The 21,853-nt window shown below is 61.3% G+C and carries 19 protein-coding genes; 4 read left to right on the top strand and 15 right to left on the bottom strand.

All coding sequences use genetic code 11. From position 1 onward, the window contains the following. The first annotated feature begins 85 nt into the window (after positions 1-85). Positions 86-2,536: a phosphoenolpyruvate synthase gene (ppsA, locus tag OGR47_RS16310; RefSeq protein ID WP_165055071.1), complete on the top strand. Its 2,451-nt coding sequence runs from the start codon at positions 86-88 to the stop codon at positions 2,534-2,536. A gap of 210 nt (positions 2,537-2,746) precedes the next feature. Further along, positions 2,747-3,127, top strand: a complete 381-nt coding sequence (locus OGR47_RS16315; protein ID WP_165055069.1) for a hypothetical protein — start codon at positions 2,747-2,749, stop codon at positions 3,125-3,127. Between the two features lie 172 nt (positions 3,128-3,299). On the opposite strand, the gene OGR47_RS16320 is transcribed toward OGR47_RS16315, so the two are convergent. Beyond that, on the bottom strand, positions 3,300-4,109 hold the full coding sequence (locus OGR47_RS16320) for a DUF1217 domain-containing protein (RefSeq protein WP_165055067.1): 810 nt from the start codon (positions 4,107-4,109) through the stop codon (positions 3,300-3,302). 202 nt (positions 4,110-4,311) lie between these two features. On the opposite strand from OGR47_RS16320, the gene OGR47_RS16325 reads away from it, so the two are divergent. Further along, complete coding sequence (locus tag OGR47_RS16325; protein WP_165055065.1) at positions 4,312-4,629, top strand: EF-hand domain-containing protein; 318 nt, start codon at positions 4,312-4,314, stop codon at positions 4,627-4,629. Here the strand turns inward: OGR47_RS16325 and OGR47_RS16330 are convergent. The 10 genes from OGR47_RS16330 to OGR47_RS16375 form a co-directional block, all read right to left on the bottom strand. Next, on the bottom strand, positions 4,595-5,557 hold the full coding sequence (locus OGR47_RS16330) for an FAD:protein FMN transferase (RefSeq protein WP_206527483.1): 963 nt from the start codon (positions 5,555-5,557) through the stop codon (positions 4,595-4,597). The genes OGR47_RS16325 and OGR47_RS16330 overlap by 35 nt on opposite strands. Further along, a complete protein-coding gene (locus OGR47_RS16335; protein ID WP_165055062.1) occupies positions 5,538-6,020 on the bottom strand; it encodes a YbhB/YbcL family Raf kinase inhibitor-like protein in 483 nt (160 codons plus the stop codon). Before OGR47_RS16335 ends, OGR47_RS16330 begins: the two co-directional genes overlap by 20 nt. Before the next feature lie 87 nt (positions 6,021-6,107). After that, a complete protein-coding gene (locus OGR47_RS16340) occupies positions 6,108-8,855 on the bottom strand; it encodes an AMP-binding protein (RefSeq protein WP_267270091.1) in 2,748 nt (915 codons plus the stop codon). A 258-nt stretch (positions 8,856-9,113) separates the two neighbouring features. Next, positions 9,114-9,680 (bottom strand): HPF/RaiA family ribosome-associated protein, encoded by a 567-nt coding sequence (locus OGR47_RS16345; protein ID WP_165055060.1) that lies wholly within the window; start codon positions 9,678-9,680, stop codon positions 9,114-9,116. Positions 9,681-9,803: 123 nt separating this feature from the next. Beyond that, entirely contained in the window at positions 9,804-11,234 is a 1,431-nt protein-coding gene (locus OGR47_RS16350; protein ID WP_165055058.1) for an RtcB family protein, read from the bottom strand. 14 nt (positions 11,235-11,248) lie between these two features. Then, positions 11,249-11,746, bottom strand: coding sequence for an archease (locus OGR47_RS16355; protein ID WP_165055056.1), 498 nt, complete (start codon positions 11,744-11,746; stop codon positions 11,249-11,251). Between the two features lie 60 nt (positions 11,747-11,806). Continuing rightward, positions 11,807-13,087, bottom strand: coding sequence for a glycoside hydrolase (locus OGR47_RS16360; RefSeq protein WP_246729807.1), 1,281 nt, complete (start codon positions 13,085-13,087; stop codon positions 11,807-11,809). Between the two features lie 49 nt (positions 13,088-13,136). Further along, entirely contained in the window at positions 13,137-14,447 is a 1,311-nt protein-coding gene (locus tag OGR47_RS16365; RefSeq protein WP_165055054.1) for a family 1 glycosylhydrolase, read from the bottom strand. Positions 14,448-14,715: 268 nt separating this feature from the next. Next, entirely contained in the window at positions 14,716-15,072 is a 357-nt protein-coding gene (locus OGR47_RS16370) for a hypothetical protein (protein WP_165055052.1), read from the bottom strand. Positions 15,073-15,333: 261 nt separating this feature from the next. After that, the gene (locus tag OGR47_RS16375) at positions 15,334-15,801 is read right to left on the bottom strand and encodes a hypothetical protein (RefSeq protein ID WP_206527482.1); all 468 of its coding nucleotides are present in this window, start codon (positions 15,799-15,801) and stop codon (positions 15,334-15,336) included. 492 nt (positions 15,802-16,293) lie between these two features. Between OGR47_RS16375 and OGR47_RS16380 the strand changes: the two genes are divergently transcribed. Beyond that, positions 16,294-17,145 carry a sterol desaturase family protein gene (locus tag OGR47_RS16380; protein WP_206527481.1) on the top strand — a complete coding sequence of 284 codons (852 nt, stop codon included), beginning with the start codon at positions 16,294-16,296 and terminating at the stop codon, positions 17,143-17,145. On the opposite strand, the gene OGR47_RS16385 is transcribed toward OGR47_RS16380, so the two are convergent. The 4 genes from OGR47_RS16385 to OGR47_RS16400 all read right to left on the bottom strand — a co-directional run bounded on the left by OGR47_RS16385 (position 17,096) and on the right by OGR47_RS16400 (position 21,722). Beyond that, positions 17,096-17,923, bottom strand: coding sequence for a creatininase family protein (locus tag OGR47_RS16385; protein WP_165055048.1), 828 nt, complete (start codon positions 17,921-17,923; stop codon positions 17,096-17,098). The genes OGR47_RS16380 and OGR47_RS16385 overlap by 50 nt on opposite strands. Before the next feature lie 80 nt (positions 17,924-18,003). Continuing rightward, complete coding sequence (locus tag OGR47_RS16390; RefSeq protein ID WP_165055046.1) at positions 18,004-18,378, bottom strand: c-type cytochrome; 375 nt, start codon at positions 18,376-18,378, stop codon at positions 18,004-18,006. After that, a complete protein-coding gene (locus OGR47_RS16395) occupies positions 18,371-20,497 on the bottom strand; it encodes an ABC transporter permease (RefSeq protein ID WP_165055044.1) in 2,127 nt (708 codons plus the stop codon). Before OGR47_RS16395 ends, OGR47_RS16390 begins: the two co-directional genes overlap by 8 nt. A gap of 22 nt (positions 20,498-20,519) precedes the next feature. Then, complete coding sequence (locus OGR47_RS16400; RefSeq protein WP_165055042.1) at positions 20,520-21,722, bottom strand: efflux RND transporter periplasmic adaptor subunit; 1,203 nt, start codon at positions 21,720-21,722, stop codon at positions 20,520-20,522. Between the last annotated feature and the right edge of the window lie 131 nt (positions 21,723-21,853).

Genomic DNA, 21,853 nt, shown 5'->3' on the forward strand with positions numbered 1-21,853 from the left:
CGCAGTAGACTCCATGTCGCAAAATCGACACGCAATCCGACTGACATAAGGCGCGCAAAGCGCGCCAATGAGAGGGAAGGAAGACATGCAGCCGTCCAGAGATACGCGCTCGCCGAGGAACGCCAAAGCAGGCCGTTATGTCCGTTTCTTTTCGCAGATCGGCATCGCCGACGTGCCGCTCGTTGGCGGCAAGAATGCTTCGCTCGGCGAGATGTACCGCGAGCTGACGGCCAAGGGCCTTTTAATTCCCAATGGTTTCGCCGTCACGGCCGAAGCCTATCGTCACGCGCTCGACTACGCCGACGCGTGGCCAGCGCTGAAGGAGTCGCTGCAAGGCTTGAATCCTGACGATGTCGACGACCTCGCCCGCCGCGCCGCTCGTGCCCGGGAGATCGTCTATGGCGCCGGCCTGCCGGCGGAGGTCGAAGCGGATATTCGCGCAGCGCTCGCGCAGCTGACCGAAGAATATGGCGCGGAGCTGACCGTCGCGGTTCGATCATCTGCGACGGCCGAAGACTTGCCGAGCGCGAGTTTCGCCGGCCAGCACGACACCTATCTCAACATTCGCGGCGAGGCGGCGATGCTCGACTCCGTGCGCCATTGCTTTGCAAGTCTCTTCACCGACCGGGCCATCCATTATCGGGTCGACAATGGATTCGATCATTTCAAAGTCTTCAACTCTGTCGCGGTCATGAAGATGGTGCGCTCGGACCTTGCGGCGTCCGGCGTAATTTTCACCATCGATACGGAAACGGGCTTCAAGGATGTCGTGTTCATCACCGGCTCCTATGGGCTCGGCGAGAATGTCGTGCAGGGCGCGGTAGACCCCGACGAGTTCTATGTCTTCAAGCCGACCTATGAGCAGGGCAAGCGCGGCGTGCTGAAGCGGGCCTTGGGTCCCAAAAAGATCAAGATGATCTTTTCCAGCGGCCGCACAACCACGCGCAACATTCCCACCGACCGCAAGGAGCGGGAGAGATTCTGTATCAGTGATGACGAGGTTTTGACCCTCGCGGGCCAGGCGATCGAGATCGAAAAACATTACAGCGCCAAGGCGGGCGAACATCGCCCGATGGACATCGAATGGGCGAAGGACGGCGTCGACGGCAAGCTCTACATCGTGCAGGCCCGGCCTGAAACCGTCGCATCTCGACGTGACCGCAATGTCGTCGAGGAATATAAGGTCAAGAAACACGGAGCGGTGATCGTCGAAGGCCGTGCGGTCGGTGCCAAGATTGCGTATGGCAAGGCCCGCGTCATCGAGCATTCGACCGAGCTATCGAGCTTCGTTCCAGGCGAGATTCTCGTTGCCGATACCACGTCGCCTGATTGGGGCACGGTGATGAAATCGGCCGCCGCCATCGTCACCAATCGCGGCGGACGCACCTGCCATGCGGCGATCGTCGCGCGCGAGCTAGGCATTCCAGCCATTGTCGGCACGGATCAAGCGACGCATGTCATCCGCACCGGCAACCTCATCGCGGTGAGCTGCGCCGAGGGAGATGTCGGCAAAGTGTATGAGGGCGCGATCGATTTCAACGTCGTCAAGACCGATATCGCCAATCTTGCAAGGCCCGCGACGCATCTGATGATGAATGTCGGCAATCCCGATATCGCTTTCGGCGTTTCGGCGCTGCCCAATGATGGCGTCGGTCTGGCGCGCATGGAGTTCATCATCGCCGAGTCGATCAAGGCGCACCCGATGGCGCTCGTTCATCCCGAACGCCTGGACGCGAAAGAGCGCGAAGAAATCGAGCGACTGACGTCGCAATATACAAGCCCGAGCGCTTTTTTCGTCGAGCGCCTATCCGAAGGCGTCGCGACCATCGCCGCAGCTTTCTACCCCAAGCCCGTCGTCGTGCGCATGTCGGACTTCAAGAGCAATGAATATGCGTCGCTGCTGGGCGGGCGCATTTTCGAGTATCGCGAGGAAAACCCGATGATCGGTTTTCGCGGCGCATCGCGCTACGCTCATCCCAATTATCGGGAAGGCTTTGCGTTGGAATGCGCGGCGATGAAGCGCGTGCGCGACGATCTCGGCCTGACGAACGTCAAATTGATGATCCCCTTCTGCCGGCGCATCGACGAAGCCAATAAGGTCATCTCGCTCATGGGCGAACTGGGCCTCGAGCGCGGCAAAGACGGACTCGAGATTTACGTCATGTGCGAAATTCCAAATAATGTGATGCTGATCGACCAGTTCTCGAAATACTTTGACGGTTTCTCCATCGGCTCGAATGACCTCACCCAGCTTACGCTCGGCGTCGATCGCGATTCAGAGATTGTGGCCTTTGATTTCGACGAGCGCGACGAGGGGGTCAAAGCGATGATTCGCATGGCGGTCGAGGGCGCGCAGCGCAACGGGCGTCATTGCGGCATCTGCGGACAGGCGCCGTCGGACTATCCGGAGATTGCGGAGTTTCTGGTGCGCCTCGGCATCGATTCGATCAGCCTGAACCCCGACACAATATTGCGCACAACAACACGCATTCTGGAGCTCGAAAAGACGCTCGGACGCACGCCAAAAGCGCGCTAGGGCTTGAAAGACAGGCCGATAGCGACAGGTTCCGTTCGTCGCCTTCGTCGAACGCGACGCTCGTATTCGGCGCTTGAAAGCTGCGGCGTCATTATGAGCGAAACGAAGCTATCCAGAGCAGCCTTGCGTTTTGGGTGGCGTCGTTTGCCAGGCTCGAAACAATGACGCGTTCAGCCGTGTAGCCGCAGCCTTGTAGGAAGGATGTCTGGCATGAACACTGTCAAATTCGCTCTCGCGGCGGCCTTCGCTTGCGGCGTGGCCTCGGTGGCGCCGAGCGCGGCGTCAGCCATGCCGATCGCCAATGTCGTTCTCGCGCCGGCGCCGCAAATTGAAGATGCGGCCGCTGTGCGCGTGTGTAATCGCTGGGGCCATTGCTGGTGGAGGGCTACCGGTCCTGCTTACTACGGCTATGCGTGGCGGCGCCCCTATTATCACGGCGCCTATCGTTATGGCTGGCGGCGACCTTATTACGGCTATCACTACGGATGGCGCCATCCCAACTACCACCGTTACGGCTACGGGTGGCATGGGCGGTTCGGCTATGGCGGCGGCTGGCACAGGGGTTTTGGCGGACGCGGCCACTGGCGCTGACAACGCGAAAAACGGCCCGGCGGTACCTTCGCGCTCGGGCCGTTTTTCTCCAGCGGATCAAGCCGCCGGCGCATTGAAGAGTTACGGCCGCATCAGGCGATTACAAGGCGGGCCGTTGGCGGATTGGCGGCGATAGCCTTTTTCCACCATCGGCCCAGCGCCGCTCGTGCGATCATGCGAAATATGCGGACGCTCTCAGGCCGGCTACTTGCAGTAGAAGGCTCTGATCAATCCCGACGACGCCGTCCGAGGCGCCGAGCAGGATCGCATTAGCCGCGCTCGATCCCGTGGAGGAGGAACTCGTCGAGTTGTTGCTGTTGACGTCATACATGGCCGCGAAGCGGGAGATGAAGGCGTCGAGCTTCTTGGGATCCTGGAAATCCTTGACGTTCAGTTTTTGGCTCAAGAGCCGATACTGCGTGTCCACCGGCTGCGCGCGCGTGAGCGGCGAAATGCCAAGAGCGGTTTGCACCACTGTCAAAAGATTCTTATCGGCGAGTATCCCATAGACGCTGGTGACGCTAGAGGCTTTTTGCTTGAAATAGAGCGCCAGCTGGACGCCCGGATTCTGCTGGCCCTGATCCGTTTCCAGAGCGTTTTCCGTATAGCGGCTCACGACATTGGAAACGAGTGCGGACGACGACGTCGTGCTCGCTCCGTTGTCGACGAAGTCGAAAGCCTTGGCAAAAGCCTGGATATTGGGATCATTGAGCTTGTTCGCTAGCGCCTTGCTGCTCGTCACCCCCTGCTGCAAGACCTGCTTCATGAGGCCTTTGGCGTAGGTCCGGTCGCCGAGCCCAAAGGCTGTCATGGCGTAGTTGAAAAGACGCGGATTGTTGATCAAATCCTGCGCGCTTTTCACCTTGCCTATATTGTCCTGAAAGTATTTCGTCGCGACGGACACTTCGGGCTTCTTGGCCTCTATTGCCTGCCACTTGCTCAAATTGCTTGAAATCTGCCGATAGGTGGAAATCGTCGACACTGTGCGGCTCCGATGACGAAGGGGCGATCGGGGTCAGAAATCATCTCCGCAGCGCGCCGATCCTATCGAATCAGCTTAAGTCGCAAGCCTTGCCAAAATCTTAGCGCCCTCCTGCGGAATGTATCGGTCGCAAGCCTGGCGTCAGGCATTTCCCGCAAACATCGGAAGCGTCGCCTCGGGGCGATGCTCGAAGGAGGAACCCATGGTTCACGGTGTTTACGGCGTCGGCGGGAGCTATGCGCCGCAGATGATGTCCGGCGCGAGCATGAGAATGCCGCCCGCGCAGAAAATGACTAACCTGTTCAACCAGATCGACGTCTCGGGAACAGGTTCGATCAGCAAGAGCCAGTTCGTGCAGGCTTTCCAGACCATGAAGACGCCGGCCGTGTTCAAGGCGGCGGGCGCAGACGCGGTCTTTGCGGCGCTCGACCCGGCGAATTCCGGCTCCGTCTCCAAGCAGAATTTCGTCCAGGGCATGACGAAGCTCATGACCCAGCTTCGTTCGGCGTCAGACGTGTAATCGGCGCAGCCTCCGAAGCGATCAGGGCGGAACCCTCGAGGCCGCCCGATGGATCGACACAGATAAAGGGGAGCGACGCCCCCTTTAGCCATACCGCTCCTTCGACGCCGTTCAACATTGCAATGGTCGCCGTGAGACCGGCGGCCTGGCAGCTCGGCGCGGCGACCGTGACCGACGACAGCCCCTCGACCGGCCAGCCGCTGCGCGGATCGAGGATATGGCCGTATCGCTTGCCCTCGAGCCGCCAGAACCGCTCGTAATTCCCGCTCGTCGCGACGCCGCCGCGCTCGATGAACAGAGTGGCGACCGCCCTTTCGGGCTGCTCGGGATCGCGAATGCCGATGCGCCAGGGCGCGCCGTCCGGATGCGGTCCGATCACAAAGAGGTCGCCGCCCAGATCGACGACGCCGCCAACAATCCCCTGAGCGCGGCATTCCCACGCCGCGCGGTCGGCGGCATATTCCTTCCCAATCCCGCCAAAGTCGATCTGCATCCCGCGCCGCCGGAAGCGAAGCTTCGGCCGGCGCCATTCGATCTTATCCAGCCCGACGCGGGCGAGAACCTCGGCGAAAGTAGCCTGCGACGGAATGCTTTCGCGCTCGTCGTTCCAGATTTCCCGCAAGACGCCAGAGGTGATGTCGAACAAGCCGTCGGAGTGGCGATAGGCTTCGAACGCGGCATCGAGAAGGTCCGCCGTTTCGTCGTCGACAAGGATGTCGCCGCCGGCTTCCCCTGCCGCATTGATCGCGTGAACGATGCTATCGTCCCGATAACGGGAGAAAGCCGCTTCGATCCGCCGAACTTCCCTGACTGCGGCCCCCGCCGCGGCCGCCGCGCTGTCGCGGCCGTGCGCATAAAGGCGTGCTTCGCAGGGCGATCCCATCGCCTCGAAATGGAAAGCGAAGAGTTCAGGGATGGGACCAGTCAATCGCCTGCGCCCCCAAGACGCCGACCAGAGACGCGCTGTCAATGGAGTATTTTTCCGCCTCCTGTTCAATTTCCTCACAGGATGGATGGGTTCTCACCGGAAGCTCGTCGCAGCTCAATGCAAGCACCCGGAAAAGGATGTGCTGGCGATCGATAGAATGGCGCAGAGATGGCCCGCCATACCCAAAGTGGCCGAAGTCGTTCATCGCGTGGCGAAAATCCTCGAAACCCTCGGGCGCCCCCGCGCCCTCCACGAGTTCGGTCCGATAGGCCGGGAGATCATAGGCCGCCCAGAGGTAAGATTTGTTCGCCGACTCGCCCGTGTTCGTGCATAAAACAACGAAGCTTTTGGCGTTTGCTGGCGCTTCGCTCCATTGAAGCGCCGGAGAGATATTCCCTTCCTCCCGAGCGCATTGCCGCGGAAGTTCAGCGCCGTCGTTGAATGCGGGAGACGTCAGACGCATCAGTATTGCCCTCTGAGGAAGACTTTCCTCTCCGAGGGGTAAGCTCCAAAGATGTCGTGAAGCTTGAGAACCGGCGCAGATGGCGCCTCAAGAGGTCGCGCTCGGCTTGTTGGCCGGGCCGGAGGCGGGCGGCTTGATGAGTTCATCCAAATCCGGCTCGCCGCAACTCGCCAATATTGCTCGCCTCGCTTCGTCGCGCAGCTTCAGCAGGGAAGCGAAATCTTTTCCGGCGGCGCCTATGGGTTTAGCGATAACGACGCTGAGCGGCGCCCATCGCGGAAACCACTGCTCGCCGCGCAACATGGAGCGCGTCCCTCGCAATGCGCCCGGCGCCACCGCAAGGTTTGCTTCCGCGGCGATTTTGAAGGCGCCCAGATAGAAACCCGAAAGCCCTGCTCTGCGGGTGAAAGTGCCTTCGGGAAAGTAAACGAGATTGCGCCCGCCGCGCGCTGTGGCGATCAGCGCGTCGACATCGCCGAGGCTGCTCGCGACATCGTAACGTTCGACAAATTGTACCCCGAGGCGACGGAGGAAAGTTCCAGCGAACATCTGCCGGGCCAGCTCCTTTTTCGCGACGAAGGCCGGCTCGCCGGGCAATATAGCGGTAAGGAGAATGGCGTCGGCGTAGCTCGAATGGTTGAAAACGAGCATGGCGTTTCCCGCCGGGATATTTTCGAGCCCGCTCTTGGAGACCGGCACGCGCAACGCCGCGAGCGCGCCATTTGCGAGGCTTCTCACGAACGCCCAACGTCGCCTGAGTCCCGGAAGCGCCATCACGCCCAACCAGGCGGCGGCATAGCCCAAACCGACGACCAGCCACCACCAGACCGCATAAAGGCCGCTACTGACGAAGGTGACGGATCGGCGCAGTTGCGGACCGAGGCCGGCGAGCGCCAGGTGCAAAAATTGCCGCCATACCGCCTGCTGCGCGCCGCCAACGGCGCCGCGCTCGTAAAGAGCCTTGGCGGCGCTTCTGCGAATTTTGCCGCTCGATGTTTTCGGCACGCTGCGGGGCGGGGCAAGCAGGATTTCATCGGCGATGGTCCCGCTGACATCCGCTGTGACCTCCTGCACCTGTGCTTCGAGCGTCGCGCGCGCCATTGAATCTGTCTCGGCGGTTTCGGCGAGCACGACGACGCGCTCGGTGGCCGAACGCGGATCGGCGGCGCCGAATACGGCGACGCAGCCTTTGCGAATTCCAGGTATTCGAGCGACGGCCTCCTCGATCTCCTGCGGATAGAGATGCTGGCCGGCGCGGATGATAATGTCCTTGATCCGCCCCGTGATGAAAACGTCGCCATTGGCGACATAGGCGCGGTCGCCGCTGTCGAGCCAGCCATTGTGAACGAGTTCCCGGGTCTTCGCTTCATTCATGAAATAACCTGACGTCGCCGATGGCCCTCGGAATTCGAGCCGTCCTTCCTGGCGCTCGCCGAGCTCGCGGCCGCCATCGTCGACGATGCGTATGTCGTTGCCTGGCAAAGGCTGGCCACTCGCGGCGAGCTCAATCGCCTTGGCGTGCGAGTCCGCAGCCGGCTTGGCAAGACCGCGGCTTGTCAATGCGTCGCGTTCGATGCGGTCAATCAAGGGACGACGGCCCATCGGCGGAAAGGCGAGGCCGACGGCGTTTTCGGCGAGGCCGTAGACCGGCGCCATCGCCTCTTCCCTGAAGCCGAAACGGCCGAACTTTTCGCAAAAGCGGCGGAGCGTGTAGACGCTCACCGGCTCGGCGCCATTCGCAACCATTCGCAACGCGCCGAGATCAAGCCCGTGAAGGTCCGCCTCGTCGATTTTGGCGACGCATAGCTCGAAGCCGAAATTCGGCGACGCGCTCAGGGTGGCGCGATAGCGATGCATGGCCCAGAGCCAGTTCGCCGGCCGCGCCAGAAAGCTCAGAGGCGACATGACGAACAGCGGCGCGGCATAATAAAGCGAGCCGAGCCATGCGCCGATGAGCCCCATGTCGTGATAGAGCGGCAGCCAGCTCACAAACACATCTTTGGAGCTTGCGCCGATCGCCTCGCCCATTGCCCTCACATTGGCGAGCAGATTGGCGTGGCTGAGCACGACGCCTTTGGGGTCGCCCGTGCTACCGGAGGTGTATTGTATGAGCGCCGTCGATTTTTCATCAAGCGCGGCAGGCAGGGCGACGTCCTCAGCTGCGGATAGGCTCTCGGCGCTCTCGATCGAATCGAGACTCTCGACCTGAGCGCGCAACAGCTTCGCAAGGCGCAGTCCCTCGGGCATTGTGACGAGAATTCTCGCGCCGGCGTTGCGCAGGATGCCAGCCTGGCGCTGCAGATGATCCTCGATCTGCGACAGCCGCATCGGCGGATAGATCGGAACCGGCGTCGCGCCCGCATATAAAATCCCGATAAAGACCGTGAAAAAATCGAGCCCGGTCGGAAGCATGATCGCGACCCGGTCGCCTGGAATAATGTCGCGATCGACAAGACCGGCCGTAACGCGGCGGGCCTGCGCCGCCAGTTGTCCATAGGTCAGTTCGCCAATGATTTTGCGATCGTCTTCCAGCACGCTGAGATGACGCCTCTCGGGGTGATGCGCGACATGCCATTCGAGCGCCTCGATCAAGGTGCGCGCCATGGTCGGCGTCGCTGCGCTCGGCAATGGCGGCGCGGCGGAGACAACCGCCGGCTCGGCGGCCACGCCGCCGGCCGGCGCATTTCCGAGCGCCGTAAGAAGATCTCCGACTGTCTCGGCTTGGCTAACCGCGTCGAAAGGCAAGCGAACGCCGAAACGCCGCTCCATGCGCGCGCTCAATTCGGTTCGCGCCAGACTGTCGATCCCGAGGTCCTGCTCGAGCCTGCTCGGCATTCGAATGTCGAAGGGCTGGCTTTGCTTTGGGCGCAGCTCATGCAAGAGCGCCTCTAGCAAAGCGATGAGGACGGCCTCGCGCGATGGCCCGCTTGAAGCTGAGCCCGATCGCGCATTTACGTTCATGTCCATGGGCAACTTCGATTGCGCAGCGCCGGAAATGAAACTCGTTCGTCTCGTTAGCTAGAGCAGATTCCTGAAAAGTTGAGAGCGCTTCTCGGATAAGAATTCGCTCTCCTGTCGCCCGCCCTTCGAACGCTACTCCGGCGCCTTTTCGGCGATCGGCATGACGCGGCTGGCCTGCGGCCCCTGCCCGCCGTCCTCTTCGATGAAGTTGACGCGAACGCCGAGCTCGAGATGATCAAATCCCGGCTCTCTCACGCTATTGCGATGGAAATAGATTTCACGCCCATCAGCGCTTTCGAGAAAGCCATAGCCGTCCTCGCGCATCAGCCTCCTCACAACCCCCGTCGGCGCCTCCTCGTGATGCTTAACTTTCCCGCGCATGTGCCCCACTTGGTCCTGCAGCTGACGTCCGGCGCGGCTGAAAGCGTCGTTGAGGGCGAATTCAAATCGCTGGAAGCGCTCGTCGAGATGCGGCGTGCGATCGACGGCGACTTCTCTTTCATCCGGCAAGGCCAAGTAGATATGAACCTCATAGAGGCCGCCGGTACGGTGGCGCCCGCCAGGCGCCTCGACCACGACGCGGCAGGCAGTCAGCCGGCCGTATTTGTCCTCGAGTCGCTCAATGTGTTCTAAAATTTGCTCGCGATAAGCAGGCGACGGCTCCATGCCCTGAAAATCGATTTGAGGCGTTGTTTCCATGCTCGCGCTCCCTCGCCGGGGTCGGCCGCGGCCGACCCCGTTTTGAGCATCTAGTTCAGAGCCGGACATGAGCCAGCGTGGGCAGCTGCGACATTTTGTTTGACGTAAGACGCCACAGCCTTGTTAGCCTTTTACGCAAATCAGCGGTTTCAAATAGGCCACCTTCCTGGCAAGGCCAGCCGCCTCCGCTGAATCGACAACGGCGCGAACGTCCTTGTAGGCGCCGGGCGCCTCCTCGGCGACGCCGCGCATCGAGGGGCTCTTGACGATAATGCCCCGGGCGCGAAGCTCGTCGACCACCTGTCGCCCGCCCCAGATGCGTGTCGCCGCGTGGCGGCTCATGCGGCGGCCGGCGCCATGGCAGGCGGAAGAAAAGGCTTGCGCCTCGCTGGTCGCCATGCCGGCAAGAACATAGGAGCCGGTTCCCATGCTACCGCCAATGAGCACCGGCTGCCCGAAGAGCCGCAATGCTTCCGGAAGGCGGTTGTCTCCTGGGCCAAACGCCCGGGTCGCGCCCTTGCGATGCAAGTAAAGCTCGCGCTCCTCGCCGTCGACCTCATGTGTCTCGACTTTGCACGTGTTGTGAGACACGTCGAACATGAGCGGCAATTCAGCGTGCGAAAAGAGCTGCGCAAACACCTGCCGGGTGAGATGGCCGATGATTTCGCGATTGGCCAAGGCGCAATTGATTGCGCCGCGCATCGCGCCGAGATAGCGCTGGCCGAGTTCGGACAAGATCGGCGCGCACGCCAGTTCCCGATCCGGCGGAGAGACGCCGAGCGCCGGCCCAGAGACGACCATTTCCCGCAGAAATTCAGTGCCGATCTGATGCCCCAGCCCGCGTGAGCCGCAATGGATCGTCACCACGCATTCGCCGAGACGAAGGCCGAAACCCGTCGCCGCAACATCGTCGAAGATCTCTGCGATCTCCTGAACTTCGAGGTAATGATTGCCCGAGCCCAGCGTGCCCATCTCGTGACGCTGACGCTTGCGCGCGAATTCCGAGACGGCGGCAGGGTCGGCGGCCGCCGCGCGGCCACCTTCTTCGATACGCTCCAAATCCTCAGCGCGCCCATAACCATTTTCAACCGCCCAGACCGCGCCGTCCGACAGCATGAAGGTCATCGCCTGGTCGTCGAGGTGAATTCCGCCTTCCGAACCGAGCCCCGCCGGCACATGCTCATAGAGCGCATTGGCCAGCTTCTCACGGACGGCGAAAATTTGCTCGCGTTTGAGCCCAGTAAGATGCGTGCGCACGCCGCAGGAGACGTCGAAGCCCACTCCGCCTGCCGAAACGACGCCGCCGGACTTCGCGTCGAAAGCCGCAACGCCGCCGATCGGAAAGCCATAGCCCCAATGTGCGTCGGGCATGGCGTAGGACGCGCGAACGATCCCCGGCAGCTTGGCGACATTGGTCACCTGATCGAATACCTTGTCGTCCATTTCGGCGATCAGCGCGCGCGAGGCATAAATGATCGCCGGCGCGCGCATCTCCCCAAAGGGCTCGACGCGCCAAGCGGTGTCGGACAGCTGCTCGAGGCGAGACATATCCATGGCGTTCCGCCTTTTTAAACGTCGACGACGCATTGAGCGCGCCACTGGCCAGGCGCAATTTCGGAAACATCGAGTTCTGTGAAAGTAGCGCCCTTCGGCTCAACGGCTGGAGCGTGGCGTTCGCGCGAAACCGCCTCGCCATGCGCGCGCGCAATTAGCTTCGTGGCGCTTATCGTCACTTCGAAAGCGCCGAAGATCATTCGCCGTTCAGCCATCTCATAAACAATCGCGTTGAGCCAATCGACGAGAAGCAAATCGAGCGACGGCGCCTCAGCGTGAATTTCGACCGTCTCTTTCGGCGTTATCGACGCCAGCTCAGCGATGGCCGCGGCGAGCGCTAACGCCGCCTGCTCGAAGGCCTGCGCGGGCGTTGCGCCATAGCCGCGCACGCCGAGATCAGCGTCATGGGGAAAATGTTCCCAACACGCAACATTTGTCGTGGCGCTCTCCCATGCCCGCGGAGACCGAGCTGCCAGAATATTTTCAGGTACACTCCGCGCTAGCAAGGACATTTGTAGCGATCGCGGGCGCGCCGAAAAAATGCTCGGCTTACGTGCAGACGCGGCAGCGCCTTACCATCGCCGGCTTCGCCGCCGTTTGAATTCGCTCCTTTCGAGATCGCTGGCGGCAGTGTGCGCATTGAGGCGCGATGGCGCGTGGCCGCGTCTTTCCGCCATGGTCTCTATCCTCCGTAGCTCACCGCGCGCAGGCTGCCAATGCGACGCGACAGCCTCTTGCGCCGAGCGAAGCGCGTGCAGCATGGGTTCGCATAAAAGACGGCCGGCGCAGGGATCGTGACGATGCAAAGGATCCCACAAGCCCATAGGCGTCCAGACGTTTCGATCATGCCATTCTGGCATGCCCAGGATCGGGTAAAGACACACGCCCCGCAGCGGCGCGCCTTCGCCGAGCAGCGTCTCGCAAGCGCTTGCGACCTCAAGCAGCCAGGGTCCGCGATTGTCGCCGACGTGGCTTGTTTCCGTAATCATCACCTCGCGGCCGTAGCGCTTGCAAACCGCTCGCACGAGATCGGCAAGCGGCGCGCGGCGCGGATCATCGTCGGCAAGCGGCGGAATGACCCCTTGCTCATTTGGGAGATCATCGAGCGCCCACTGGTTCGTCCAGTAGTAATTGATTCCAATCACGTCGAGATGTTCGGGGCTACCGCCCAATTCCGGTAGCAGCCGTCCGCAAAGCATATCCCAAGACTGGAAGACGAGCGTCTCATTGAAATGATGCGCTTCCGCCGCGAGATCGGGCCGATTGGGCGGCGCGACGACCCGGCACAGCGGATCGACGTTGACGAAACGCGCATTCGGACAAGCCGCCCGGATCGCGTCTATGCCCGCGATCGCCGCGCGCGCGAGCGCGACCTTGAGCTCCAGGCCGCGGCCTGTCCCATGCGGCGCGAACAAGCCCTTTTCGCCCGCCGCATAGGACATGAAGGACGGTTCGTTCACCGGGGTGAAAACATGGGGCCCTTCCATATGCGCGGCGACATAGCGAGCGAAGGCGTAGCAATAATCCGCAAAGCGCCGCGGAAATGCGTTCGACCAGAGATCGAGGTCGCTCGGGAAGCCGTAGTGGAAGAGATCCCAGATCACTTCCACACGGTGACGCTTCGCCGCCTCGATGAAAGGCTTCACAGTGGAAAAGTCGTGGCGCCCTGCGATATCGACAAGCGGCCACCGAACCGTTTCCCGGACCGCATGCAGTCCGACCCCGGCGATGTCGCGGTAATGCTCATCGACTAAAACATCGTGGCCGGTCGCGGCCACCTGATCGAACCATTCGCCATGCCGATTGTAGCCAGTCGACCCTTCAAAACCGGCAAGAAAGAAGCTGCGAAACATGATTGTTCCTCCGCATTCGTCGTTGGCCAAAGAGGAGGCGAAGCGCGCGCTATCCGACGCGCAGGCTGTCAAGAGAAGCCTCGGCTTTTGCGAGGCGTCCCACCGCCGTGGCGCCGCCGGAAATTAAACCGCGATAAGCGCCGACCAGCGGGGTTTCGATCCGCGCCAAACGTCCCTTTGGATCTGGATCGAGATTCCACAGACCCATTTGCAGGAGATGGTCGTGCAGTGGCCGGAAGCCTTGGCGATAGGCCCAGGTCACCAGCGCGAACATCGGCCACCATGTGTAACCGACCATGGGAATTCCCTGCGCGCGAAGGGCGCCGACCGCGGCGACGGAGCGGCGCAGCCATTCGAGCCGCCGCTCGACGGAGCCCTTATCGGCCGTCTCGGAGATCATCAACGGGACGCCATAGCGCTCGAAATACATGTGGCCGATCTTCTCGACCAGGTCGCCGGACGCATAGGGCATTCTAATTCGCAGCCGCCCCGCGTGGTCGCGCAGCATCCGTTTTTTGGTGAAGATCGGATAGAGGTTGACGCCGATGATCTGCAGTTCCTGAGGCTGTACACGGAAACTTTCCAGCTGCTTTTCATCCGCCCCATTGCTCAGCAGCCAGCCCCATAGCGCGTGCTGCGAATCGACCCGGCCGCTGATGAGATCGAGCGCGAGGAAGACGATCTCTTGGCGCCTGCCAGCCTCCGTCGCGAGCGCAGGATCGTCGGTCTCGAACACATCCGTGGCGTCCACATGGAATGGCGTGATTTCGGGATCGACGTTGCGCAACGCGCGGACCGTCTCGACAATGCCCTGGCAGATCGCGAGCATGAGCGCGACGAAGCCGCGCCAGCTCCGCTGATATGGCGGCCACCAGCCGAGCCGGCCACAATACCAGGCTGTGATGCGCGGTTCGTTGAGCGGCGTGTACCACTTCACGCGTCCACGAAACCGCTCCGCCAGCCGCGCGGCGTATTCAGCGACGTAACGGGGGTAATCGGGGTTGAGGAAAGCTTGATCGATCCAGGCTGGCAAGCCGTAATGGACGAGATCGACGATCGGGTCGATCTTCAGCGAGAGCATCCGCTCCAGCGCCGCGTCGACGAACTCCCATTGCCAGACAGTGGGCGCAGGTTGAATGCGATGCCACGGGACGCCATAGCGCGCGCAGGGGGCCCCCAGCTGCGCCATCAGGCCGATGTCGTCGCGCCAGCGCCCGTAATGGTCTGTCAGCTCATATTCGTCCAGCGTCCGCCCGGTCTTGTGATCCGGAGCGGTGATGAAAGTATCCTCGATTCCGACCGCCCATAGAAATGCCTCGGGCGAGGTTAGTCGCCCGATATCGGACGCGAGGGGGAGCATGATCAGCTGTGACCTGAACAGGACCAACCGCCGGTCCCGCGCGTTACAGGCGGGAGCGACATGGGTCGCTGGGCGGTCGATCTCTGAGCGAAAGGCATTTTATTCCCTTCAAGCGTCGCGTCCGCGGCCGGTTTTCAACCGGGGCCACGAATCGTCTCGGCAAAGCCGAAAAACGCGGTCGGAAGGGTTTTGTTCCTGCTGGCAGGGCAGCCTGCCAGCCGAATTGATCTTCACCGCGCGGCTTTTACTGCGCGGTGAATGAAGAAGATCACTGCCGGGGCTTAGCGTGGCGCTTCGCATGAGCCGCGTGATCTGCGTGCGCCGGCTGTGGCTCGGTCTTCACCGGGGCCGATTGCGAGATAGGCTGGGCCGCGGGTTGGGCGGCAGGCTGCAGGACAGGCGCCTCGGCTGTTCTTTCGGCCGCTGGTTCGGCGACAGGCGTAGAGGCAGCGGCAGGCTCGGGGGCTATGGCGGGCGTAGGCGCCAGCTCGACGGCGAGAGGAGCGCTCTCTTCCGCCGGCGGCTTTGTAGCCGTCTCCAACTTACCCGGCGCGGGAATCCAGCCGGCGTTCATGGCGAAAGCGATAACGCAGAGCGCCGCTCCGGCAATCAGATAGCCCTTCACTTTTGATCCTTTTCGAATGAAGCCGCGAGAGGATGCCGATCTTTCGGCGCAAAAAATACGCGTGAGTGGCCCTCACGCCCGAGGGATGTAAGGTCGATTAGTCGATAATATGACGTGCGCCGCACCGCGGCATTGCTCGTTTGTTTCCTCTGCCCCTCGCATCGGCAGATAATATCTCGGCGCATGTTTCTCCTGATATTGACCAGAAGACAGACAGGTGCGCGCAGAAACAATCTGGAAACAGTGAACCCTCAGCGACAATCAGACAGGAGCCTCGACCATCGCCTCGGCTTTATAGCAATTGTCGAATTCCATCTGAACGAGGCCGGCCGACATGCAACGATGCAGGGACGCGTTCGCGCGCGCCATGAAACCCGGCGTGATTGTGCGGCCGTAGACCGCCTTGCCATCTTTGCGCCTCGCCCCGTCATTGAGGCGTTTTGCGCCGACGAACCGCACCATCTGCTCGCCCTGCTCAGAAACGGCGATCATAAAGACGGGCAGACGCGGCAAAGCGAGCCGAGTCATTTGCGTCATGCGCCAGGAAAGAAGGCTCGCCAGCAAAATCGAGCGGGTGACCATGCTGAAGCCGTCTTTCACAACGACGGAGCCGACGTAAGCGTGGCCCGTTTTGAAATTCGGATCGGACAGAGGAAACAGCATATCGGGAGTTAAATCCGGCTCCGCCAGCTCCCCGGAAATAAATTGGAGCGCATACTCCTGTCTCATAAGGAAGACGCTCGAATATCCGACAATCTCGCCCGTTTCCTCATAGATGGCAGAATAAACTTCCGGACAAAAATCAAAAATTGCCAATGAATCGTCGGGGGATAAAGCCATTCCCCCGAAGAGCTCGTTCTCCATCTCGACTATTTTGAGGAAATCGGACTTGCTTCTGGGAACGTCGCACACGAACATCAAACCCGCCTTCCACACCCTTCGGCCCCGGCCGCCAACTATGAAAGCTGTGCGAGGGGCGAGCGTCAAGTAGATCATTTTAGACGCTTTTTAGCATCTGGACAAAATCGGCGTCGCCATCGATTTTGAGCCCGCGAAGATCATCGAAGGCGCTCGTCACAAAGAAACAGGCCCGCAACAATGCTGTTTTGTAAAACCCGTATCACAAAATCAGCAACTCGCCAGTCGCGATTCTAGCTGCACAGCAAAATAAGGGGACAATCGGCCGTGCAAGCGCTCGTGCACCAGCTTCAGCAACAGATCGTGAGCATCCTTCAAAATATGACGCCGTCGCTTCTGGCAGGCGGCGTCATTTTCACGGGGCTGGCTCTCATCCCGGGCGCCGCCTGTAATCCCCGAAAGCCATGGTGGCGAAATCCCGGCCTCTCGATCGACGGCTTCTATGCTGTGCTGAACGCCCTCCTGGCCCCATATCTTTCATCGGCGGTCGTGGTCGTTCTTGCGCTTACTTTGACCTTATTCCTCCCGACGACCCAAGTTATCGAGATCTTAAAAGGGCGCGGCTTGTTCGCCGGTTTGCCGTTTCTGACGCAATGCGCTCTCTATTTGGCAATATCCGATTTTTCTCTTTACTGGATTCACCGCGGGTTTCACCGAAAGATTCTCTGGCCGTTCCATGCCATTCATCACGCCAGCGAGGAGGTTGATTGGACAACTGGATATCGCATGCATCCAATCAATTTGATGCTCGGCGCCAATTTGGTTCCGTTCCTGATGCTTTATCTTGGAATCCCGCTCGACGTGATCATCCTGCTGGCGCCCTTGGATACGGCGGTCGGCTATTTTGTGCATTCCAATCTCAACTGGACTCTCGGCCCGCTCAAATATGTGATTGCGACGCCTGTCTTTCACCGCTGGCATCACACTCGGGTAAATCAGGGAGGCGGCGCTAATTTCGCGCCGACTTTCGCGATCTGGGACGTTTTGTTTGGCACATTTTTCATGCCGGCCGGGGAGCTTCCCGCAGGCTATGGAATCGACGACGAGTCCTTTCCCTCGAGATTCTCGAGCCAGCTCGTCTATCCGTTCAAAGCGCTGATCCGCCTTATCGGCTTTCGTAAGCGCTTGCCGCCGGCTGGAGAACTAACGCCTTAATCTGCTTGACTGCTTTTTCGATCTTTATCGCGAGCAAAGCCTGCCCACGTTCTGCCGAAGCTCGCTTCGGGTTGCCGATGACGCCGCTCGCTGCAAAGGGAGACTTTTCATCATAGCGAGATAGATCGACGCTCTTCGGATTTATCGCCATCAGTTCGGACGTATCGACAATGCCGGCATGCTCTCCGATCGTCGCCGGCGTCTCGCCTTGGGCTTTCAGAAAATCATTCTGAGCCGGGATCGATCCGTAGTAGTCGGAAACGTCGAAGACGCGCACGCCGTCGGCCGCCCATTCGCGCGTCAGGCGAGATGCGACCTCCGCTTGCGGCCCCACGCTGCCGCCGTGGTCGGCAATCAGACAGATATTCTTGAACCCGCTTGCCCTCAGGCTCCGCGCGACGGCTTCGAGCACCCCGGCGAAAACCTCTTCGGGCACGCCGATGGTCCCGGGAAATTGCATGAGCGCCGCCCCAGGATCGCCCTCCGGCACAAAGGAGATCACCGGCGCCACAAGCGTGTTTCCGAGCGCTCGCGCAATGTCGTGGGAGGTCCGCCGCACGATCTCATCATGTTTTCCCAGGACCATGTGAGGCCCGTTTTCCTCGATCCCCCCGCTCGGGACAATGACCGTCGTATAGCCATGTTCGATCGCCTGGCGCAGCTCCACCCAGGTCATATCGGCAAGGTCGATCTGTTCCGGCTTGCTTGTTTCCGCGGCCGCGCCGGACGCAATGAGAATTGCGGTCAACAGGCTCACCGCGCCGCGAAACGAACTCATGAACATCAGCGATCCTCGAACATATCGGCGCGCGCGCTTGTTGGCGCGCTCTTGACGCCGTTGGCTGCAGCGAAGCAGCGCTATCTATTATGCTTGAGGCTCAGCATATAGGCCACGACCTCGTCGATCTGGAAATCGGCGAGCTCGGGATTGGGCATCTTCCCATGCGGCGTCCTCAGAAAACCGCGAAGGAACGCTTCGGTCACGCTCGAGCGCCGCGCAAGGACGAGAAACCTCGGCGCAGGCGGCTTCAGGATGGGCCGCTTCGTCTGATCTCTCGCAACGACATGGCACGCCGCGCAAACCTGGAGCGCGAATTTATGTCCTGCCGCGACGCGCGCATCGGCGGCGCCCGGATTAGATTCCTCGCCTGCGCGCGCGGCGACGCCCCCGAAGAGGCTCACTATCACCGCAAACGCAAAGATCAACGGCCGCATCACCCGCGCCTCACTCATATCGAAGCGCCTGGATGGGATCGAGGCGCGCCGCTTTCCTGGCGGGATAATAGCCGAAAAATATGCCCACCGCAGCGGAGAAGATAAAGCCGATCGCGATGGCGCTGAAGGAGACGGGCGAGGACCACGCCGAAAACAGGGCGATGACTTCCGATATGGCGACGCCGGCTGCGATCCCTGCGAGCCCGCCGCTGACGCTGATCAACACGGCTTCCGCGAGGAACTGCATCAAGACATGCAGACGCTGCGCGCCGACCGCCATGCGCAGGCCGATCTCACGCGTGCGCTCGGTCACGGAAACGAGCAAAATATTCATGATGCCGATCCCGCCGACGATCAAAGAAATCGAGGCGACGACGGCGAGGAGCGCCGCCATGACCCTGCTGCTGCCCTGGGCCGTCTCGGCGATCTGGCTCAGGTTGCGGATGTCGAAATCCTTGACGTCCGTCGGCTTGACGTGATGGCGTCGCATGAGAAGGCGATTGATCTCGCCGATCGCGGCCGGAATCTTCTCCTGCGCCGTAGCCTGCACATAGATGGAATTCACGTAGCCGGTCAGGCGCGGCTGCAGATTGAAGGGATTGGGCGGCGGCGGATAGAGGCTCGTGAGATTGGTGGGCTGATTGGGCGACGCGACGCCTAAGACTTTCTGCTCGCCGGTCTTGAAGGGGATCATCACCAGATCGTCCTGGTCCTGCCCCCACATGCTTTGGCCCTTCGCCGCCAGCACGCCAATGACGCGCAAAGGCGAACCCTTGACCAATATCGTCGCGCCCAGAGGATTTTCGCCGCGCGCGAAGAGCTGCTTGTAGATTGTGCGGCCGATCACCACGACCAACGCCCCGCTCCTTTCGTCGTCGGAGCTGATCCCCCGCCCCTCGGCGATGCGCCAGTTGGTGACGGGGGGATAATTCAACGAGACGGCCTGTATGTTGGTCGTCCAGTTCTGGTTGCGCAATTGCACCTGTCCCATTTGCCGCATCATATAAGCGACAAGTCCAACGGCCGGGGCTTCGCGCCTGATCGCTTGCGCGTCGGCCACCGTCAGTGTGGAGGCGCTGCCAAATCCCGCGCGGGCGCCGCCGGTCAGGACAGCGCCGGGCAACACCACGACAAGATTGGTGCCCAGGCTCTCGATTTGCTTACGCACGGCCGCATTGGCCCCATTGCCCACAGCCACCATCGCGATGAGCGCGGCGACGCCTATGAAGACGCCCAGCATCGTCAAGGCGGAGCGCAGCTTGTTGCGCAAGATGGCTTGAGTGGCGGCGGAAACGATCATCGACGCGAAGGCGAGCGTCGAAACCTGCGCCAAAGCTTTCCGCGCGGGCTGCGCGGGGTGGAAGATCGAGCTCGCGGCCGACGTCTCGGTCTCCTGTGACGAGCGCGCGGTCGAAGCCGCTGGCGCAACGCGCGCGGCGCGTCTCTCGTCGGAGATAATCCGGCCGTCGCGCATGGTGATGACCCGGTCGGCATATTCGGCGATGTCCGGCTCATGCGTGACGACGATGATCGTCACGCCCTGATCGCGGTTGAGCGCGACCAGCGTCTCCATGATCTCATGCGAGGTTTTGGTGTCGAGATTGCCGGTGGGCTCGTCCGCGAACAAAACCGAAGGAGCGTTGATAAGAGCCCGCGCGATCGCCACGCGCTGCTGCTGGCCGCCGGAGAGCTGCGCCGGCGTATTCTGCGCGCGCTCGCCGAGGCCAAGCAAGGTCAGGGCGGCGCGCGCCTTTTCCAGCCGTTGCGCGCCATCCATCGCCTTGTCCGAATAGAACAAGGGGAGCGCGACATTCTCAATTGCGCTGGCGCGGGCAAGCAGATTGAAGCTTTGGAAGACAAAGCCCAACCGTTCGCGGCGCAGTCTGGCGAGCTGAGGTTCGTCTAGAGCGGCGACGTCGACGCCTTCGAGCAGGTAACGCCCGCCCGTCGGCGAATCCAGACAGCCAAGTATCGCCATGAGCGTAGATTTTCCGGAGCCGGACGCGCCCATGATCGCCACGAACTCCCCGCGCGCGATTGCAAGATCAACGCCCCGCAAGGCGCGCACTTCCACATCGCCGACAAGAAAGGTCCGGGTAAGATTTTGGACCTCTATGACAACATCTGGCGCCGTCACAGCGAACCTGGGGACCGAGTTTTCATGGCGCGGCTTCTTCCCCGACAATGATTTGGTCGCCAGCCCGCAAGTCGCCTTTCAAGACTTCGGTGAAGCTGTCGTCGTCGAGGCCGGGGATGATCACTTCCATTTTCGGCGCGCCGTCTCTGAGCACCCAAAGTCGGACGCCGCCGGATCCATCGAGTTGGGGCGGGGCGCTGGCGAGGCCGGGAATGGCCCCCGGCTGATAGCGAAACGCCTGGTCGGGGATGCGCAGAACGTCCCTGCGTTCATCGACGATAACGCGCGTCGTCGCCGTCATTCCCGGCTTCAGAACGAGATCCCCGTTGGAGGTCCCGACGACGACATCATAGGTCACGACATTCTGGATCGTCTGCGGCGACTGTCGGACCTCCGTCACTTCTCCCGAGAAGGTCCGATTGGGAAAGGATTCGACCGTAAATGTCGCCCTGTGGCCGCGCCTGATGGCGCCGATGTCGCTCTCGGAGACATTGGTGTCGACCTGCATCGTCGTCAGATCGGTGGCGACAAGGAAAAGCGTTGGCGTCTGGAAGCTCGCGGCGACGGTCTGTCCCATCTCGACGCTGCGGCTGACGACCGTGCCGTCGACGGGGGACACGATGTCGGTGTAGCCGAGGTTAATTTCTGCGGCGCGCAACTGCGCCTCCTGCAGAGCGATGGTCGCCTCGTCCAGGCCGATCTGCGCCGTCGCGCGGTCGAGGGCGCTCTTCGAGGCGTCGAGCACGTCGAGCGACACGGATTTCGTCGCCGCGAGCCTCCTGTTGCGATCATAGGCGATCTTCGCATAAGTCAGATCCGCCTGATCCTTGACCATCTGAGCGCGCCCGACGCCAAGCGTGGCCTTGTCCTGATCCACGACGACCTGATAAGGTCGCGGATCGATCTTGGCGCAAACTTGGCCTTTCCGAACCCGTGTATTATAATCGCAGTAGCGCGCCTGGATGACGCCCGAGACATAGGTGCCGACCTGAACCGTGATGACCGGATTCACCGTTCCGCTTGTCGTTACGGCTTTGACCACGGGCCCGCGCGTTACCTGCTGGGTCAGGTAGCGCACCCCCGCCCCCTTATTGACGAAGCGGTAGATTTCAACGCCCGCGAAGGCGGCGGCGGCGAGGCCGATGATCACGGGAACAAGCCAGCGTCGACTTTTCGGTGAATAGGCGTTTTGGGCTACCGCCGCTTCTTCCGCTGTCAGGGCCATCTGGTCACGCCGAGCAGGCTACGAGTTAGGCGCTAGCATATTGCTTTCGGGTCGAATGGGACAGCACTGAGTAATCGTCGCGCGGCGGCGCCCTCGCCTGCATGGCAGATTTTGTCAGATTTCAGTTCTTT

Source organism: Methylocystis sp. MJC1, assembly GCF_026427715.1.
In the GTDB taxonomy this organism is placed as follows: Bacteria; Pseudomonadota; Alphaproteobacteria; order Rhizobiales; family Beijerinckiaceae; genus Methylocystis.